The sequence below is a fragment of the Oceanobacillus sp. FSL K6-0127 genome (assembly GCF_037983385.1).
Classification (GTDB): domain Bacteria; phylum Bacillota; class Bacilli; order Bacillales; family Amphibacillaceae; genus Oceanobacillus; species Oceanobacillus profundus.
The window spans coordinates 3,264,567-3,284,578 of record NZ_CP150287.1; the positions used below are offsets into that span (position 1 = coordinate 3,264,567).

Genomic DNA, 20,012 nt, shown 5'->3' on the forward strand with positions numbered 1-20,012 from the left:
ATTAAGGGGGAAAGCACTGTCAACTTAATTTCCAAAGCATGGAGTTGTCGACTTGACTTCCATCTCAGTAGATTTTTCACTATTTTTTCTAATCTGCTTGATAAGCCTTCCCTCGGTTGATTCTTCTTATTCTTTTTCTATTTGCCAGAGATGAGTTCAAGGTGACCTACTTGTCAGGGAAAATTCGCCCGTAGCGATCCCAGACAGCGATTATTGAAGTTACTAGAAGATAGAAACTGAGGAGTTAGTACGAAGTTTCTATCTTCTATAGATTTCATAAAGAAAGACCATCAAAACTAAAGTTTTGATGGTCTTTATCGCTTATCTAAAGTCTCGATTATCTTCTAAATAATCACTCGCAATTCGATATCCGACAATGGATAGCAACACAAGCAATAACCCGCATAATGGCTTTTTCATTGAAACTACCTCCCAGATTTAGTGCTTATTTTGATAAAATTGCTTAGAAGAGGATGTTAAAGAAGTCCGGTGTAAATGACACATCGAGAATAAAGGAACTTCGACTAAATAAAAACCGACACGTCCTGTGTCGAACATCGAAGTCACCACATCCTGTGGCAACTCGGTACTCAAAACTCCGCCGCCTCGAACTTCTCGGTCCTTTTCAGCCTCTTTTTTGAACACACACTAGAATAGACGGAATTTACCTTTTTTCAGAACTGTTTTTGGTCCACCTACCATGTAAAGTGAACGGTCATCAACAACTTTTTTCATTGCTGCTGCTGCTTTACCTCTTAATTTTGTGCCATCAAGAATATTTCCGATACCATCGCTAATACCTAGAGATGCTACTGTACCTTTATTAGAAAATACAAAATCCTTCAATGGCTCGTTACGTAATAAAGCAATAATATTATCAGCTGCCGTTGCCCCTTCTTGTGTAGCTAACTGACCTGTTGGTGGGTATGGTCTACCTGATTCTTTATCCATTGTCCATGAGCAGTCACCCAGAATAAAGATGTCCTCAACACCCGGAACTCTTAAGTCAGCATCAACGTTTACTTTACCTTTAAATACTTCGAAACCTGATTTTGCAAGTACAGGATTTCCAGTGACACCGCCTGTCCACACAACAGTTCCAGCTTTAATTAATTCTTTATCATCACCAACGATGAATCCTTCTTCTGTACATTCTTTAATTGGAGCACCAATTCTAAATTCTACACCGCGATCTTCAAGCGACTTTTTCGCATATGTAACCAGATCTTCGTCAAAGACAGGAAGAATAGATGGAGCTGCTTCTACATTGATGATGCGAGCTTTACTACGATCAATATCATATTTCTTGCATAGCTGTGGTACTTTTTCAGCTAATTCACCAACGAATTCAATTCCAGTGAATCCGCCACCACCAACTAAAATTGTCAGGCTATCCTCACTAGCATTATCATTCGTTGCATATTTAGCAAATTGATATTCAATATGCTCTGCAATTAGACGACTTGAATCAATATCTTCAATTGCATATGCATGTTCTTCCATTCCTGGAATACCAAACGTATTTGAAACAAATCCAAGTGCAACAATTAAGTAGTCGTAAGAAACTTCACTGTTTTCCAATACAACACGCTTTTCGTCTTTCTTTACTTCTTGTACAGTATCGTAAATTAAACGAACTTTTTTCGGATTTACTACATCAGTCAGCATAAAGCGTGCTTGGTTTGGATTAATTGTACCTGCAGCAACTTCATGAAGCCATGTACTTTCATAATGATAATTATGTTTGTTAATTAATACTATCTCCGCTTCTTCTGCGGATAGTTTTTGGGATAGACGTCTTGTTGCAACGAGACCGGCATATCCAGCTCCAAGTACAACGATTTTTGGTTTACTCATTCATCTTTTCCACCCTTCTACTTTCCTTAAAATTATTCATAAAACACAAGCGGCACAAGCGCTTCCAATCATTTATCATTACTAAATTTCCCGACGCTTAAGGCCATGCATAACTTGTCTCATACATTGCTATAATACCAAATTTCTTTAGAATAGGCTAATATTCCTTAACTTTTTCTTAAAAAATCTATTTTATTTTTAATCACACGGGTCTAACTGTGATCTCATTTACATTTACATAATCAGGTTGCGTCAACGCATAGATGACTGCCTTTGCTATGTCGTCTGTCTGGAGAGGCTTTCGGTCATTTGGTAATCGTTCACTATTTCTTTCTGTTTCAACCATCCCTGGCGAAATATTCGTTACACGTACCCCTGTCCTTGCTAATTCTTTTTCTAAACCCATTGAAATTGCACGAACAGCAAATTTAGTAGCACTATAAACCGTAGTGGACTTTGTTACTTCTTGACCCGATACAGAAGAAATATTAATGATATGACCAGAAGACCTCTCAATCATACCTGGCAAGACTGCATGAGTACCATAAAGTACACCTTTAATATTCACATCAATCATCTGTTCCCATGCTTTAACATTTTCATTTCTTACTATACCGTCTCCAACCAAACCAGCATTATTCACATAAATATCAATCTTCCCAAAAGCTTCAATCGCGTAATCTACCATTGAGTCAACATTATTCTGCTGTGAAACATCCGTTGAAACAGCTAATGCTTTGCCTTTTCCTAAGCTGTTTATCTCTTTTACAACTTGTTCTAACTTGTCCTTCCTTCGAGCTGCAAGGACAACATCCGCTCCTTCATTTGCCAACTGCTTTGCAATGGCGACTCCTATTCCACTACTTGCACCTGTTACAACTGCTGTTTTTCCTTTTAGCTTCAACATTTATATTCCTCCTTGAAAATTACTATTTTGTTCACTCGATTTCTCTTTAATTTCTTTAGGGGAATCTGAATCTGGTTGTTTTGGTCCATCAACTGGTGGATTCACAGGATCTTCTGGATTCGGTTCATCTGTCTCAACTGGGATTTCTACTTCTTTATTATCTTCGTCGGATTCCTCTGATGGGCTTTGTGGCTGTCCTTCTTCTTCATGTGGATTCTTTGGTTGGTCTGGTTCATCCTTTATTTCTTTATCATCATGTTCTTTCTTTTTACTTTGATGATTTTCTCTAGTTTTGTCTTTTTTCCCATTATTCGGCTTTTGAATCTGGTCCGTAGTTATTTTCGTTTCTACAGTATGATTGCTTGTAGGCGCTTGATTTGTCGTACCATTAATTATATTAGAAGTTGAATGATCTGCATCAACCACTTCTTCCTCCTCAACCTGTAACAGGTCTTCTTCCGATTCTTCTGCAGCATCAGCCTCAACTATTAGTTTGTTATTTTTTAGCGTTAAGGCGATTTCTTGAAAAGATTGTAAACCAGCATTGCTTTTTATAATAAATGCTGCCGGTGTATGAAAGCTTAACTCCTCTTTTGGTTCAAGTTCAAACAATTCCTTGTCTGCAAGCTCATCTTTTTCAGCTTCTTCTTCCTGTATTGCCCCATATTCATCCTTTGTAGCGTCTATTCGGTTTATTCCAATCATAACTACAAAAATAAACGCGATTAATGTCAAAACATTAATAACGATAAGTTTTTTATTTCGCACGTTCACTCCACTCCTATATTATTTGTCTATATTTATCAAATTCTAACTCTTTTCTTCCATTGTAAGCTTTATTTGGATTAATTTCCAAATTTTTTATCAGTTTTGTTATACTTCTCTAAGGGGTACGTTGCTTTTTATACAAACAAAAAAGCTGTTCCTATCAGGCAACACACCTGATGGACAGCTTATCTTATCTAATAAGATTCACTCTATTGTGATATTTTTTTCGTTTCTGAGAATAACTTCCCTCTCTCCAACCATTTTTGTTTGGCTGCTTTCCTTCTCTTTACTTCTGCTTTTACAAGTTTTGGGAAGCCATTTTCAGCAAAGTCCTGAACACTGTCCCAGTCCCGGAAAAATAGAACCTTCATGTCTTTTGAACCATCTGTATTACGTCGTTTGTTTAAACATACACCAAAAATCCGGTTCGATTTTTCAAGCATCTGTTTAAATAAAAGGGGATGTTTTTCCTGATCTTTGTACAGCTTATCAACCATTCCCATAAAATGTGAATCATAACTATGGAAAGAAGTATCAGCAGAAATACTTTTACTGCTGCGATATACTTTACGGTTGCTCGCATTTACCCATATTAATGTACCATAACCCAGGTTCTCCTTTGTACTTACGATAACTTTTTTCATGTTCGTCATCCTGTCCCGAGGAAAATTAGCATCGCAAATATAATTCTCAAGATCTCCGTTTATAGAATTATGCTACCTCTACTATTAAGTATACACCATTTTCCACTTAAAAGCTTAAAAACTGATAATTACACATTTTCTTTACGTCCATTTTAGATTTACTTAGTTAAAATTCCATTTTCCAGCTATAATAATCATTGTTGTTATTTTTTTCATAGCTTAAATAGGCGTTAAACTTTTTTCCACCTTTACTTGTAAGGCCTTTAACAAAGGCTTTCTTTTCTTTTAATAACATTTTTACCATTGTCTTCGTCGGCTTTTTACGCATCGAAGCTAAATATTTATCATTTTTCCAAATCACAAACGTACAGCCTTTCTTCCAATTGCTGCAGCCAAAAGCTTTAAAACCGTCTGTCACCTTGCCGCCACATTGTGGACAAGTCCCTAAAACTTCATTGGTTGCGCGCGATGAGGTTACTTTGTTAATAATAACGTCCTCTGCACATTTAATTGATTCAACCGACTCCGTTGTAAAATGAAATACTAGTCGAAGGAACTCTTGCTTGCTCGCTTTTCCTTTTTGTATATCAGACAATGCTTTCTCAAGACGTCCAGTGAATTCCAAATCAAAAAGGTTTTTAACCGGAAAAGTCTCAACAAGGCGCTTGCCAAGCTCTGTACAAAGTAAATTTTTACTTTCTGTAGTAATATATCCTACATCCTTCAGCTTTTTAATCGTCTCTGCTCTTGTTGCAGCTGTCCCGATACTAAATCCGGTTAGAATACTACCCATTAGCTCTTCACTTTCATCCTCTTTATAACTTTTACCACAGGTCTCCATAACACGAAGCAATGTTCTTTCCGTATGATGCTTTGGCGGCTTCGTTACATGCGTAGTGACCTCAGAGCCAATTAATTGAACATGTTCATTTAAGCCCACAAACGGAAGAATCGTATCTTTTGATTGTATTTTCTCAACTTTTTTCCAGCCTTCAACAAGTTGCACTTTACCTTTTGAATGAAAAAAACCACGTAGATCCGTTTCTAAAACTTTCGTGACCAGCTTTGTCTCCTCATATATAGCTATTGGCATAAACTGCATTATAAAACGGTTTTTTATTGCCGAATATACAATTCCTTCATCTGCTGAAAGTCGTTTCGGTTTTACATATGTTGGAATGATTGCACTATGGCTCTCCACTTTCGCGTTATTAAAGACACGCTTTGTTTTCATAAATTTGATTTCATCTTCATATGGGAGGTCCTCGGAATGCACCTTTAACACGTGGGCTGTTTTCGCAACCAGACTTTCTTCTAAAGCAATACTAGAGGTTCGCGGATATGTAATCAGTTTTTTCTCATAAAGTGATTGGGCCACCTTTAGAACTTTATCAGACGTCCATCCCTTATATTTATTCGTTATAAACCCCTGCAGATTGGATAAATTAAATAAAAACGGAGGAAATTCTTTTTTCTTCTCTACTTGCTTATCTATAATAGTTGCTTGTTTGTTTTGAATCAAATTGTGGACTTCTTCCAACACTTCTTTTTTCTTAAACTTTTCATCTTTATTTTCTATATAGATTCCTTCATATTCATGGTTATCTTCAGTCTGGAACGTTGCAGTTAGTTTAAAATAATCCTCTGGCTTGAAATTAGCTATTTCTTGATCGCGATCATAGATGATTTTTAAGGTTGGTAAGAGTACCCTGCCTATATTCAACGCCTTGCTTTTTCCTTGTTGATATTTTAACGTTGCAACAGAGGTTAGGTTGATACCTATAACCCAATCGGCCCATTGTCTGCTAATCCCTGCATCTCGCAATGGTTGCATTGCATTGTTCGGTTTGAGGTTTTCTAACCCTTGCAGCACTTCATTCTGTGTCCATTCGTTTAAGAGCAAGCGAAATACACTAGCTTTCGGCTTTACTCCACCTCGGTAGATAATACTGTCCCCGATTAGCTGCCCTTCCCGGTCGTAATCACATGCTGAAATAATTGCTTCCAGATCATTTCGTTTCATTAGTGAATGGATTATTTTTAACTGTTTTGCAGCTCCACCATCTGTTTGTGATCGATTCCGAGGATTGCTTTTTACTTTATATTTAAATTCAGAAGGGATAAAAGGAAAATTATCCATTTTCCAGCTTCGCATTTTTCCATCATAGTCTTTCGCATCGTATAACTCTACAAGATGCCCAAACGCCCAAGTAATGATATAGTTGTTTCCTTCAAAATAGCCATCTTTCTTCGTTTTTATTTTCAATGCGTCTGCAATGTTTTTTGCGACGGATGGTTTTTCTGCTAGTATTAATTGGACTCCCAATTCGAATTCATCCCCTATCCTTTAACTCCATATCTATTAATTTTCCGTTATTCTCGTTTAGAAACATTCGTTCGATATACTATTATGCCATAGATTACACTTTTTTTCTAATTGATTCCTATACCGAACTTGGCTAAGAATAGATAGGCTGCATTCAAATACTGTTATATTTTTTTCTGCACCACTACAAAGACATTTTTGCGATCCGTGAAGTTATTCTGACGAGCCCAATCTTCTACCATATACGTAAAAACTAGATCTTGCTTTCGTTTACTTAACATTTCTTTGTCCTCTGGATATTAGATTGAATACATTTCCTTCGCAGTTAGATTTAAAGCCATAACAATATTGTCATCTATCTTTTCAATCAAAAGGCAGATATAAGTAATACATCATACTTTTTTCATACACAAAAATATATTAGGTTTTTATTACGCTTATATTTTCCAAGTGAATGGTTAAACTAGCCTCATTGGTGTAAATAATCACCACAAATTTTCACAGGAGGGGCGATAATGTCTGAGGAAAATAAAAACCGAAACAAAGATAAAGGAAAACAAAACAATCACAATAAACATAATAGGCAAGGCAATAATACGGAATTCGCGAGTGAAAATAGTGAGTTTCTAAACTTAGACAATAAGAAAAACAAACGTAAAAGGTAGCATCTTTAGAACAAAAGCGGAAGCATCCGATTTAGCGATGTACCTACGACACCCCGAACTTCGGGTGGTCCGGCGGGTCGAACATTCCTACGAAAGAGATAAAGAAAGCATCTCCCTTTGGGCGTAGTCTAGTTTTAATCGCCCATTCTGTTACATGGTGTCAGTGCCCGCTTTCACCACAGGGGGATAAGTGCGACTAATCCTCTGGCACATAAAGCTGAGTCAATGGTTAAATGTTAACTCAGCTTTATGCTTTACGAACGAAAACAATAAAACGAAATGCCTCTTGCTTTTTTCAGATTTCTAATGTAAGGTATTACTAATATAATTTCGAAAAATTACATAAATCTATTTAATTCTTATCCAGAGAGACGGAGGGACTGGCCCTTTGATGTCTCAGCAACCAGCCGATAGCGGTCCGGTGCTAATTCCAGTAAGCAACTATCCAAGTTGCTTAGAAGATAAGAAGAATGCTGTGCTATTAAGAGCAATCTTCTTATCTGAGGGTTGCTCTTTTTATTTTTTCTATTGGAGGCTAAAAAAATGACAAACAACAGGTTACAAACGAAATTCGTACAACTAGGAAATAAGAGTGATGAAAAAACAGGCGCAATTAATCCACCCATTTACTTATCTACTGCCTATCAGCACAAAGGCCTTGGACAGTCAACTGGATATGATTATACAAGAACGAAAAATCCTACCCGAACTATTTTAGAGGAAGGTATTGCTGACTTAGAGACAGGTGATTCGGGGTTTGCCTGTAGCTCGGGGATGGCAGCTATTCAATTAGTACTATCCCTTTTCCGTTCAGGTGATCATATCCTTGCACCTGAAGACTTATATGGTGGTACCTATCGGATTTTCGAACAATATGCAGAAACCTACCAAATTGAGACTACTTACGATACGTTTGAAACAGTTGAAAAAACGGAGCAGTTAATTAATGAACGTACGAAGGCTCTTTTTATCGAAACACCTACAAATCCATTAATGCAGGAAATTGATATTCTTAGCTACGCAACATTAGCCCAGAAGCATAAGCTTTTACTCATTGTTGACAATACCTTTTTAACACCTTACTTACAACAGCCACTACAGTTAGGGGCAGACATTGTTATCCACAGTGCGACCAAATATATTGGCGGTCATAACGATGTACTAGCTGGATTAGTTGTTGCAAAAGGAACAGAAATCTGTGAAAAGCTATCCCAGAATCATAATGCTACTGGTGCGGTACTCTCGCCTGTTGACTCTTGGCTACTTATTAGAGGATTAAAAACATTAGCGCTCCGTGTTGAAAGACATGAAGAGAATGCAAAAAGCATAGCAAAATTTTTAAATAAGCAACCAGCAGTTTCAAATGTATTTTATCCAAATAAGGGTGGAATGCTGTCTTTCTCTCTCAAAGAGGAACAATGGGTCGATCCATTTCTATCTTCATTAAATTTAATCGTTTTTGCTGAGAGCCTTGGAGGTGTAGAAAGCTTTATTACCTATCCAACAACGCAGACACATGCTGACATACCAGAACAGGAAAGAATTCGTCGAGGCATAAGCAATCATTTACTCCGATTTTCTGTAGGTATTGAGCATGTTGAGGATTTAAAAGCAGATTTACAACAAGCACTATCCAAATTGAATGAGGAGGATGAGAAATGAATCAAGTGAAGCGGCATGTGGAAACGAAATTCATTCATGGATCACAGAGAGGGGAAACAAGCACTGGAGCGGTAAATACGCCTATTTACCTTTCATCTACTTTTCACCAAAACAGCTTTGATGCGTTTGGTCCGTTTGATTACAGCAGGTCAGGAAATCCAACACGTCAGGCATTGGAGGACAAAATTGCAGAGCTGGAAAATGGTTCACACGGATTCGGATTTGCGTCTGGTATGGCAGCCATTTCCTCTGTACTATTATTGCTCTCTGCTGGTGATCACGTATTAGTAACAACGGATGTATACGGCGGAACATATCGTTTCGTATCAGAGGTTTTGAAACGATATCAAATTGAACATACCTTTGTAAATATGACCGATTTAAATGAAACGGCTCATGCCATTCAGCCGAATACAAAAGCGATTTATATTGAGACACCTTCCAATCCATGTATGAATATTACGGACCTTACCGGAATCGTAAAAATTGCCAAGGCTAATAATTGCCTTACGTTTGTCGATAATACATTTATGACACCACTTTATCAGAATCCATTAGACCTCGGGGCAGATATTGTACTTCATAGTGCAACTAAATTTCTATCCGGTCATAGTGATGTGATTGCAGGATTAGCTGTTACTCGTGATGAATCGCTCGGGGAAAAACTTGCTTCTATCCAAAACTCCTTTGGCGCAATTCTTGGTGCTCAAGATTCCTACCTATTACTGCAGGGAATGAAAACGTTAGGGGCTCGTTTGAAACAGTCTAGTCAATCCGCACAAGTATTGGTTGACTACTTAAAAGCACATCGGTTTGTTGAAAAAGTGTATTATCCTGGTTTAGCCTCTCACCCAGGATTTACAATTCATCAAAGGCAGTCCAAAGGGTCTGGAGCTGTCTTTTCGTTCCAATTACCAAATAGAACTGCTGCAAAAGCATTTGTAGATCATGTTCAGATACCTGTTTTTGCTGTTAGTCTTGGAGCAGTGGAATCCATTCTGTCTTATCCTACAACAATGTCACATGCTGCGATGTCGAAGGAAGAACGTGAAAAAAGAGGCATTACAGATGGATTATTACGCTTTTCAGCAGGATTGGAATTCACAGATGATTTAATTGCAGATTTTGATCAAGCACTCCATGCAGCTGAAGTTTATGCTGCAGTAAAAACCTCTGCTTCTTAATCTAATTTAGATTATTGCTTTATTGGCGAGCTCTGTCCTCAGACAATGCGTAAAGGACAGAGCTACTGCAGCTTAAAAGGCTGGGAATAAAGCCTATTACGATTATTTACCTTCCGCCACCACTATCCGTTCTACAATTTCATCCTCAATCACCTTTCCTACTTCTTCACCAAGTAGGTTATTTACCAGGATAGAAAAAATCAACCGCTCTCCATTGGATATATCTAGATATCCTGACAACGTGCTTACCCCCTCAATAGTTCCCGTTTTTGCTTGCACAGAAAACAATTTCATTCGTTCTTGAAGTGTTCCGCCAATCATTCGATCCGCATGTCCAGCTACTGGTAGTGCATGCAAAAATACAGGAAACCACTCCTTTTTCTGAACTTCATACAATAATTGAGAAATTTCATTTGCCGGAATCAAATTACTATGTGATATACCAGAGCCATCTTTGATTAACAGATGTTTTACTGCAATGCCTAGCTGCTTCATTTCCTTCTCCAGTACTGGAATACCTTTTTCCCAACTTCCCTCTTTATGAATCCTTCTACCCATTTCCTTTATTAGCATTTCCGCTATTCCATTATTGCTTAACTTCATAAAAGGAATCAGTATTTCCGAGAGCGGAACGGAATCTTTTGAGCTTAGTACGGTTGCATTCCTAGGGGATTCCCCTATTTTCACTTCACCATCCCAGCTTATTCCTTGCTTCGTAAGAGCGTTGCTGAAAAGCCTCATGGCGTATTCACTAGCGCCCCATACAGACATCCATCGTTTAACGGCCTCAGAAGTATATGCAATTTCACCTGAAATTGTTATTCGATTACTGCCATGCTCCCGTTCCACTATCAAATCATCGTCCAGAGCCTCTTTCACCGTTATTGCCTTATTTTGAACCGTTACATAATCTGTGTTCGGTGATATTGTAAATATTGGCGGCTCTCCAATAACTGTAGGTATCACTTCGATTAACACAGAACCCGTATCATAATCTTTATTTGGAGAAGCTGTCAACGCAGAAACTTCTGCACCATAATAATATTGCTCATCCGACCAAACTAAATCACGAGAAAGTCGTACATGATCATACCACATATCATCCCCAATAATATCTCCAGTTATCTTATGGATACCTTTTTTCTTTATTTCTTCTGCGAACGCTTTAAAGTCCTCCTTCAGTAAAGTAGGATCACCTTTACCAACTAGAAAAAGGTTGCCTTCAAGCGTATCTTTTCTTAACACCCCATCTGTTTGTAATTGTGTAGAAAACGTATAGTCTTCTCCTAATACATTCAATGCAGCTGCAGCAGTTAAAAGTTTCATATTCGATGCGGGACGAAGACGAATATCATGATTATATTCATATAAAACATCCCCAGATACTGCGGAGCGAATGCTAATACCAATTATTGCCCCCTCTAGCTTTGCATCTGTTTCGATGTAGCTATTTAATGCTTCCTTCATATACGCTCGCCTCCCTTCTATGACAAATAGTTCTACATCAATACCACAAAACCCTTTCGTCATCATATACAACAAATCATTTTTTATTTTAACCCCAGCGCCCTGCCAAAAATCCATTCCGTTCATATACTATGTGTAAACGAAAGCAGGGAGGTGTAAAATATGAGTGATTGTGGCGGCCGCGGCAATAGCAGCTTTGCTTTAATTGTCGTTCTTTTCATCCTATTAATTATCGTTGGAACATCTTTCGGAAAGTCATACTAGAGATTGTTATGTAGTACTAAGTTGTGTTCTCCCTTTTTTATCAACTTATTTTCTTTCCTCCTCTCATTAGATAACGGAACCTTGAGGGATGCTTTAGCATCCTTTTTTTGATGAAAAACACCTCCTACAATAGCAACCTTGTAAATTAACAGCAGAAAAGATTACGAATAATATTCTAAAATCAAGGAAAATATAGGACTTTTTGTATTGTGAATGTAAATCGATCCCATGCTATACTATACTCAATCATTTTAGTATGTAAGGGGGATTTATGTGCGAAAGATAAAAGCAAAATGGAAACTATTTTTCCTTATTTCCATCGCTATGGTTTTTGCTCTCATAGTGACAGCTTGCGGAAACGAAACAGAAAATGAGCAAGAAAATAATACTGGTGGACAAGCAGAGAGCTCCACAATTGAAGAAAATCCTATTGTTACCATTACTATGGAGAATGATAAAGAAATCATTGCTGAGCTATATCCTAAAATTGCCCCAAATACAGTGGCAAATTTTATCTCATTAATTGAGGATGGTTTTTATAATGACTTAATTTTCCATCGGGTTATTCCAGGTTTTATGATTCAAGGTGGAGATCCTGAAGGGATTGGCACTGGGGGGCCAGGTTACTCGATTCCAGGAGAGTTTCAATCTAATGGTTTTGATAATGAATTAAAGCATGAACGCGGCGTACTTTCCATGGCTAGGTCTAGTCATCCTGATTCAGCTGGTTCCCAGTTTTTCATTATGGTAAAGCAGTCGTCACATCTCGATGGAGACTATGCGGCATTTGGTAAGGTAATTAAAGGTATAGAAGTAGTAGATGAAATTGTTGCCGCTCAAAGAGATGAAACAGATAAGCCATTAGAAGATCAAAGCATTAAAACAGTCACTGTGGATACAAAAGGGCATAGCTATCCAGCACCCGAAAAAACAGAAGAATAAACGATAACCGAAAATCGCTTAAAGACGGTTTTCGGTTATATCCTCCCTAATCCCTGAGTCAACTTCCAAACTCGAAAAATGACCTAAAATCCCTACTCAAATTATAAAACCACACACCATAGTTCCAATATCCTAGTAAGTTATATAAAGCTCTCCTGATTTCAAGAGTCTGCTTGGCTTTAAAGATATAAATCTAGTATAATAATAGTACTAACTATAGAATCAGTTTCAAGGGAGGTAGTAAAAATGAACCATAAAACGGAGCTAGATAAAATATACCAAAAGCTGAAGGATATTAAATTTGCCCTTGATGCTTCATCAATCGTTGCCATAACAGATAATAATGGAATTGTCACGTATGCTAACGAAAAGTTTTGCGAAATTTCACAGTACAGTGAAGCCGAATTAATTGGCAGCAATCATAATATCATTAATTCCGGCTTTCATCCGAGCTCTTTTTTTAAAGATTTATGGGAAACGATTCAAGACGGGAATGTATGGAGAGGCGAAATAAAAAATAAAGCAAAGGACGGTACTTATTACTGGGTAGATACGACCATTGTTCCATTTTTAACACCTGATGGAGAAGTCTATCAATATATTTCAGTACGTCATGACATTACAACTCGTAAAGAACATGAGGCGTATATCGAGCGTATGGCGTATACAGATCCAGTGACAAAACTACCAAACCGAAATCACTTTCGCAAGTGGGTTGAAAATCAACCAATACAACCACAAGAAGTTGTAGCTGTTTTATATCTAGACTTAGACCGGTTTAAAGCCATTAACGATAATTTTGGTCATGACACTGGTGACGCCATGCTTAAAACTGTTGCTAATCGTCTAAAAGAGTGTTTAACTGAATCAGACTTCATTTCACGACAAGGCGGAGATGAATTCATCATTATTTTGAAAAATAATCTCTCTGAACATGCTATACAAGCGTTGGCAACTACTATATTGAAACAGATCCGTTTACCTTATCAAATCGACGATAAACAGATGTCGACATCTGCAAGCATTGGAATTAGCAGGCAAGCATACGTTTCAAAGGAGTGGCCTAGCATTACTTTCATCGAATCCATAATGAAACAGGCTGATACAGCAATGTATCATGCCAAAAGAAATGGCGGTAACCAATACTGCTTTAATACAGAGGACCAAAATATTTTGCTCGAACGAAATTATCAAATTGACTTAGAATTAAAAGAGGCACTTGGGCGAAATGAATTTACAGTTGTCTACCAACCAATTGTCAATCTTAAAAATAATAAAATCGTTGGTTTGGAAGCATTACTACGTTGGCATAATAAAAAATTAGGATTTGTCGCACCAAATGAGTTCATACCTATCCTGGAGGAAAATGGTATGATTGTTCCAGTTGGGAAATGGATATTGGCAACTGTTTGCAGCCAAATGAAGGTGTGGCAAGAACAAGGAATCTTGCTACAACGTATTTGTGTTAACGTTTCACCAATGCAATTTAAGGATAAGAAATTCATACATGATTTACAGGAAATTTTAAATGAATCACTATTAGATGCGTCTTACTTAGAAATCGAAATAACAGAAGGGACCATTCTTGATATCGAAACTTCTTCTAGAACAATCAATAAATTAAAGGAGCTTGGTGTCAATGTCTCGATCGATGACTTTGGGACAGGCTACTCTTCATTAAGCTATTTGAAACGGCTACCAATTGATACACTAAAAATCGACAAGTCTTTTATTGATGATTTGGATAGAGACGGTGAAATCATAGCAAATACTATCATAAGTATGGGAAAAAATTTAAATTTCAGGGTAATTGCTGAAGGAATTGAAAGTGAAGACCAACTAAATTATCTTAAAAAACAAAAATGTCACGAGGGGCAAGGCTATTATTTCAGTAAGCCCATAGGTGATGGAGAGATTACGGAACTATTCAGTCAATTAGGCTAACCGACTATCACAGGAGCCAGAACACAAAGGCCAGAATCAATTGATTCTGGCCTTTTTTATGCTTTGTTTTGATCCTCTTTTTCTTTTTCTTTTTCTTTATTTTTATTCTCATCCGAAGAATCATCATCTATCAAATTATTTGCAGAACTCTTAAATTCACGCAATGTTTGCCCTGCCGCCTTACCGATTTCCGGTAATTTTTTCGGCCCAAAAATAATTAACGCAAGAATTACAATCAGGATTAGTCCTGGAATTCCTATATTCGCGATACCCATCTGTGTCACCCCCATACTCCACCAATTATACTCCTTTATCTAAAAAATTAAAACATATTGTGCACCTTTCATTCAACTCTAGAGAAATATAGTAGCATACAATCCGGTTATAACATGTATGTATAATGAAAGGAGACGACTCATATTTTAATTAAACCACGATACGGTTCTGGTCGGAAACAGCTGGGATAGGAATAGGATAATCTTTTATAATTCCCTGTGATATATTCGTTTGATCCCTTCCTTTTCAAATGATACAAATTTACTTCGTTGAGCAATAAAGTAAGGGTGTCAAAGTACCTTGAATCAATTAGAACGTTAACACTCTATTTGACACCCCCCTATGTGGTATAGAGAAACTTGTTATCCACATCTTTAGTTATTATTAAATGAATTTCGTTTGGCTCAGCTACTTTATTCTTTCCTCCCTAGCTGCTTTTCTTGCTTCCTTTTTCGCTTTTCTTGCTACTTTTTTCGCTTGCTTAGCTGCCTCTTTCACTTCCTTAACCGATTGCTTTGCTGCTAGTTTCTCTTCCTTATTCGCATGCTTTACAGCTAGTTTCTCTTCTATAGTCATTTTGAATTCTCCTCTCAAGTTAAAGATTCTTTCATTCTCACATCTATCGTAATTAATTTAAAAGTTTGAGCTGTGACCTAAGGTTTGTTAACCTTTCACACAGCCCAAATAATTAATTTACTTCATCTGAAATTCTACATGTGTTGGGTGCTTACTGCTTTTGCTTACCCCCATTTTCATTCCACCGCCACTATTTTCCTGAATAATTTGGAATACAACTTTTCTATCTACATTGGATACATTTATTTTGTATTCTTTCTCTTCTGAGGGGCCAATTGTATCTTCAGTTATTCGTTCTTCATTCAAATAAACTGGTAGCTTTTCTTTTGTTTTTGAATCTTCATCGTATACATTTAGTTTAAAAGGACGACTATATTTTTGATTACTATTTTTAATAGCTACAGTAAGCGTTTCTTGACTTTGATCCGTCTTAATCCTACAAGTAGATACGGATCTTTTACCCATCTAATCTCCTCCTTATCCAGATTATTTACTCATTTCTTAAAGATTCTATTGCATTAAGAATTGCTGCTCGATTACTATCTTCTCTTTCTAACAATACATTTAGTGTATTTGTAAGATTAGTCATTAAATTATCCATATTTTCCGGGTTGTTTTCTCCTCTAAAAGCTTCTAATATACCTATAATAGAAAGTAATGATACTACTAATATGCTTGTATTATCATTGATACCAATATTAATGTTCGTATTGTTACCTGTTGTCAGGGTATTATTACCAGCATTGGCTTCAATATTGTTATTTTCGAATGTTGCATTAGAATCCGAGTCCGCTGTTGCATCTGCATCTGACGTTGAATCGGCATCTGACGTTGAGTCCGCATCTGAGGTTGAATCGGAGTCTGATGTCGCATCTGCGTCTGACGTTGAATCGGCATCTGACGTCGAGTCCGCATCTGACGTTGAATCGGCATCTGACGTCGAGTCCGCATCTGACGTCGAGTCCGCATCTGACGTTGAATCGGCATCTGATGTCGCATCTGCGTCTGATGTTGAATCTGCATCTGATGTCGCATCTGCGTCTGACGTTGAATCGGCATCTGATGTCGCATCTGCGTCTGATGTTGAATCTGCATCTGATGTCGCATCTGCGTCTGACGTTGAATCTGCGTCTGATGTCGCATCTGCGTCTGACGTTGAATCGGCATCTGATGTCGCATCTGCGTCTGATGTTGAATCGGAGTCGGAGTTTGAATTCGAATCTGAATCGGATGTTGCGTCTGAGTCGGAATTTGAATCCGCTGTCGCATCTGCGTCTGATGTTGAGTCGGAGTCGGAATTTGAATCCGCTGTCGCATCTGCATCTGCTGTTGAATCAGAGTCAGAGTTTGAATCCGCTGTTGCATCTGCATCTGACGTTGAATCGGAGTCAGAGTTTGAATCCGCTGTTGCATCTGCATCTGATGTTGAATCGGAGTCAGAGTTTGAATCCGCTGTTGCATCTGCATCTGACGTTGAATCGGAGTCAGAGTTTGAATCCGCTGTCGCATCTGCATCTGCTGTTGAATCGGAGTCGGAGTTTGAATCTGAATCAGATGTAGCATCTGCATCCGATGTTGAATCGGAGTCAGAGTTTGAATCTGAATCAGATGTAGCATCTGCGTCTGCTGTTGAATCGGAGTCGGAATTCGAATCAGCTGTTGCATCTGCATCCGAAGTTGAATCGGAATCGGAATTCGAGTCCGCTGTCGCATCTGCATCCGAAGTTGAATCGGAGTCGGAATTTGAATCAGCTTTCGCTGTCGCATCTGCATTTGAAGTTGAGCCAGAGTCTGAGTCTGAGTTCGAATCTGCTTGGGAATCAGAATCTGCTTGTGAGTCAGATTTTGAATCCACTTCTGCATTCAAATATGCATCAGCATCCGCGTCTGCATCTGCTTCAGCATTTAAATTTTCATCCAGCAATAAATTATATTTATTTAGCTTATTAATATACTTTCTTCTTTTCCTGTATCTATTTGATTCATATTTAGCCAAATAAATTACCTCCTTTCATTTATAAGTTATAGTATTGTTTTAAAATCTGTTTAGCCCGTGCTATCGTCTATTTATAGGGTTTTTTCGAATTTCGGGCTGGATCTATACTCTAGTTAGCAACACTTTTTACTTTCAGTTTGTGATATAACCGGGACAATAGTTAAGTTATGTTTTGACATAAAAAAGAACCTCCGTAGTTACGTACATCGTGCCAGGAGGTTCTGTGTCTTTATATTTGTTGTATTAATGTACACTTTCGCTAATAGGTCATAACATTAAGATCTCATGTTATGATTAAAAAAAATAAAACTTTAGTAAATCCAACTTTTACATAGCGTCCGGCATTCTTTGGAAATGCTTATCCTATCTTTATTTGTATTAATTGTTTGCCCATAACTAACAAATACAATTCGTTAGGAAAGCTGCTGAATACATAACAATCGTCCAATAAAATGCTGCTTTATCGGACGAATAGCAAGAAGGTAGCAAGATTTGATTCGCTTGCTTTATATGAATAATCCAACTGTTCAAGTGATGCATGATTTCCAAATACACCAGCATGCATATAATTTGAATGGAAGTTACATTACCTTGAATGGCATTTGGATGAAGCCTTAGAGTTGCCGAATGAATGGTTTCTTTAATTTGACTCGTATCAAAAGATATAATCCCTTGTTACGTACCCGTATTATACATCTTTATCCCCAACTTTTACCATACCATTATCTAATTCATCACCTACATAACGTCCAACAAAACCATCTTCATCAGCAATGGAAATACAGCAAGCACCTATAATCTACTAATCTTATGGATTAAAGTTTCCATTATAACAGGAAATTCTTCAAAAGCATTTTTTAAACTTAGTCGTTCTGTACGTTTATGGGCATCATATCCTAAGGGGCCGACATTAAGTACCGGTGCATTCAGCCGCTGCATTCCCTCAAATGGAATCGAATAGCTATCCCCCCATACTGGTGTATTATCCTCAAATGCACTCCAACCATCTGACATCCCCATATAGTTTACATAGCTAAGGTCACATAGCCCGTTAAAATAGTGAATGCGTTTCATCTCTAAATTAAATTTATCTTTTGCTAACTTTTTTATAAATGTTGTACAAGCTTCAACGAGTTCATTACCAGTTGAATTTACTGCGGGGTAATATGGTGGTGCTAAAAGAATTACAATTGCCGGAGCAAGCTCTTGACATTGGAGCATTAACTTGTCGGTTATACGTAACGATTTTTCTCGCTCATCCCAGCCTTCTTCATACTGAATATCAGCTATAACATCGTTAACGAACCCTTCACCTAACTTTTTTATAGCGTAGTTTAATAAATCTTTGTAACGAATAACTTGTACCTTCCCGATCGGCTCTACATTGTTTTTCTCACAAATTTTCTTGTACGCTTCATTACATTTAGCCACAGCGGTTTGAGCTACGGATTCAAAAATATCAAATATCTCCTTTGCGCTGCGCTTCATCATAAAAATATTATATAATGCCGAAGATCTGTATGGTGTTTGCGTAGAATAGAGTAATCTTAAATCTGTTTGCTGTAATGTAACCGGAAGTGGTGTGGTTTCACCTAATACAGTCTCTTGAAACGAATCGTTCCATTCCATTTCTCGTGTTAAAAAAGATGCAATAAATGGTGAAGTCATTCCACTCAATGGCTCACCAGCATGTGTTTCCCTACCATAAAACAAAGCAGCTGCAAGTAATTTACCCATAGAACCTGTATATAAATAGTGTGCTCGATCCATTGGCTCTTGGGTGAAAACTGGTTCACTATTTAAAAATAATTTATAGCTAAAATGATACTTTTTTTGCAGCTCCAAAAGTATCGGAACAGCATGCCGCATACCAGATGAATTCACTTCCTCATCAGGAACGGTTAATAATAACAAATTAATTGGCCATTTTTCGACGGTCGCTTTTTCTAATAAGCTCATATGCATGACAAGTCCCATTTTCATGTCCATCGTCCCTCGACCAAATAAATATTCACCAGATTCTAAATCCCTCTGCACCTCATTGGGCAACGCTTCTTGATTTTCTCTTAATACCTTTGTAAGTTCTTCAGGCTGCGTTGCTAATGGTTCTAAAGAGCCGTACTCCTCTGTATTTACTGTATCAAAATGGCTCATCAAGCAGATGGTTTCTTTTGCATTAGGATGTTTATATAATGCTGTTAGAAACTTCCTCCTAAAATTTGCTTCATGTAACGCCAATTGATCTGGAAGTTGCTGAAAATACAGCAAGTCCTGCAGCTTTGCTTGTAGCTTTGCAGGAAATTGCCGCTCCCCCTCCGAAAGCGTCATACTCTTCCAGCTTACTACTTCTGCTAATAGTGCACGTAACTTTTCCGGTTGATTCCATTTTAAATTGCTCATAATTAAATCCTCCCATCTCAGCTAAATTGTTCACACCAAAAGAGAACGTTTTCATTTTTTGAAACGAAGAATAAAATAAACTTTATCTAGCAGTCTTCCTAAAATTCATTTAAGCTGAAATAAAACATACTTAC

At 37.5% G+C, this 20,012-nt stretch carries 17 protein-coding genes and 1 riboswitch; of the genes, 6 read left to right on the plus strand and 11 right to left on the minus strand.

Annotation, left to right across the window (positions count from 1 at the left end; all coding sequences use genetic code 11):
• Window positions 1-648: 648 nt before the first annotated feature.
• The 5 genes from MHH64_RS16225 to MHH64_RS16245 all read right to left on the minus strand — a co-directional run bounded on the left by MHH64_RS16225 (window position 649) and on the right by MHH64_RS16245 (window position 6,502).
• Window positions 649-1,857, minus strand: coding sequence for an NAD(P)/FAD-dependent oxidoreductase (locus MHH64_RS16225; protein WP_251659104.1), 1,209 nt, complete (start codon window positions 1,855-1,857; stop codon window positions 649-651).
• 202 nt (window positions 1,858-2,059) lie between these two features.
• Window positions 2,060-2,764 carry an SDR family oxidoreductase gene (locus tag MHH64_RS16230; protein ID WP_340002021.1) on the minus strand — a complete coding sequence of 235 codons (705 nt, stop codon included), beginning with the start codon at window positions 2,762-2,764 and terminating at the stop codon, window positions 2,060-2,062.
• Complete coding sequence (locus MHH64_RS16235; RefSeq protein WP_340002022.1) at window positions 2,765-3,532, minus strand: hypothetical protein; 768 nt, start codon at window positions 3,530-3,532, stop codon at window positions 2,765-2,767. It lies immediately after the preceding gene.
• Between the two features lie 209 nt (window positions 3,533-3,741).
• Entirely contained in the window at window positions 3,742-4,176 is a 435-nt protein-coding gene (locus MHH64_RS16240) for a hypothetical protein (protein WP_095308369.1), read from the minus strand.
• A 166-nt stretch (window positions 4,177-4,342) separates the two neighbouring features.
• On the minus strand, window positions 4,343-6,502 hold the full coding sequence (locus MHH64_RS16245) for a DNA topoisomerase (protein WP_340002023.1): 2,160 nt from the start codon (window positions 6,500-6,502) through the stop codon (window positions 4,343-4,345).
• Window positions 6,503-7,017: 515 nt separating this feature from the next.
• On the opposite strand from MHH64_RS16245, the gene MHH64_RS16250 reads away from it, so the two are divergent.
• The 3 genes from MHH64_RS16250 to MHH64_RS16260 all read left to right on the plus strand — a co-directional run bounded on the left by MHH64_RS16250 (window position 7,018) and on the right by MHH64_RS16260 (window position 10,013).
• On the plus strand, window positions 7,018-7,167 hold the full coding sequence (locus tag MHH64_RS16250) for a hypothetical protein (RefSeq protein WP_168927287.1): 150 nt from the start codon (window positions 7,018-7,020) through the stop codon (window positions 7,165-7,167).
• Window positions 7,168-7,523: 356 nt separating this feature from the next.
• Window positions 7,524-7,635: riboswitch (SAM riboswitch) on the plus strand.
• A 75-nt stretch (window positions 7,636-7,710) separates the two neighbouring features.
• Entirely contained in the window at window positions 7,711-8,829 is a 1,119-nt protein-coding gene (locus MHH64_RS16255; protein WP_340002024.1) for a methionine biosynthesis PLP-dependent protein, read from the plus strand.
• Window positions 8,826-10,013 carry an aminotransferase class I/II-fold pyridoxal phosphate-dependent enzyme gene (locus tag MHH64_RS16260; protein WP_340002026.1) on the plus strand — a complete coding sequence of 396 codons (1,188 nt, stop codon included), beginning with the start codon at window positions 8,826-8,828 and terminating at the stop codon, window positions 10,011-10,013. The genes MHH64_RS16255 and MHH64_RS16260 overlap by 4 nt, the downstream gene beginning before the upstream one ends.
• Before the next feature lie 102 nt (window positions 10,014-10,115).
• Here MHH64_RS16260 and dacB read toward each other — a convergent pair whose 3' ends face one another.
• Window positions 10,116-11,480, minus strand: coding sequence for a D-alanyl-D-alanine carboxypeptidase/D-alanyl-D-alanine-endopeptidase (gene dacB / locus MHH64_RS16265; protein WP_340002027.1), 1,365 nt, complete (start codon window positions 11,478-11,480; stop codon window positions 10,116-10,118).
• A 162-nt stretch (window positions 11,481-11,642) separates the two neighbouring features.
• Here dacB and MHH64_RS16270 point away from each other — a divergent pair, with 162 nt between their 5' ends.
• The 3 genes from MHH64_RS16270 to MHH64_RS16280 all read left to right on the plus strand — a co-directional run bounded on the left by MHH64_RS16270 (window position 11,643) and on the right by MHH64_RS16280 (window position 14,630).
• Window positions 11,643-11,744, plus strand: a complete 102-nt coding sequence (locus MHH64_RS16270) for a YjcZ family sporulation protein (protein WP_095308365.1) — start codon at window positions 11,643-11,645, stop codon at window positions 11,742-11,744.
• A 324-nt stretch (window positions 11,745-12,068) separates the two neighbouring features.
• Window positions 12,069-12,686, plus strand: coding sequence for a peptidylprolyl isomerase (locus MHH64_RS16275; protein WP_340003281.1), 618 nt, complete (start codon window positions 12,069-12,071; stop codon window positions 12,684-12,686).
• 246 nt (window positions 12,687-12,932) lie between these two features.
• A complete protein-coding gene (locus tag MHH64_RS16280; protein WP_095308364.1) occupies window positions 12,933-14,630 on the plus strand; it encodes an EAL domain-containing protein in 1,698 nt (565 codons plus the stop codon).
• A 56-nt stretch (window positions 14,631-14,686) separates the two neighbouring features.
• Here the strand turns inward: MHH64_RS16280 and tatA are convergent, their stop codons facing one another.
• From tatA to MHH64_RS16305, 5 genes are all read right to left on the minus strand, one after another.
• Window positions 14,687-14,905, minus strand: a complete 219-nt coding sequence (tatA, locus tag MHH64_RS16285; RefSeq protein WP_340002028.1) for a twin-arginine translocase TatA/TatE family subunit — start codon at window positions 14,903-14,905, stop codon at window positions 14,687-14,689.
• A 409-nt stretch (window positions 14,906-15,314) separates the two neighbouring features.
• Entirely contained in the window at window positions 15,315-15,482 is a 168-nt protein-coding gene (locus MHH64_RS16290) for a hypothetical protein (RefSeq protein ID WP_158586218.1), read from the minus strand.
• Between the two features lie 117 nt (window positions 15,483-15,599).
• Complete coding sequence (locus MHH64_RS16295; protein WP_095308361.1) at window positions 15,600-15,947, minus strand: hypothetical protein; 348 nt, start codon at window positions 15,945-15,947, stop codon at window positions 15,600-15,602.
• Between the two features lie 25 nt (window positions 15,948-15,972).
• Entirely contained in the window at window positions 15,973-17,478 is a 1,506-nt protein-coding gene (locus MHH64_RS16300) for a hypothetical protein (RefSeq protein WP_340002029.1), read from the minus strand.
• A 792-nt stretch (window positions 17,479-18,270) separates the two neighbouring features.
• The gene (locus tag MHH64_RS16305; RefSeq protein WP_251659112.1) at window positions 18,271-19,878 is read right to left on the minus strand and encodes a M20/M25/M40 family metallo-hydrolase; all 1,608 of its coding nucleotides are present in this window, start codon (window positions 19,876-19,878) and stop codon (window positions 18,271-18,273) included.
• Window positions 19,879-20,012 lie beyond the last annotated feature (134 nt).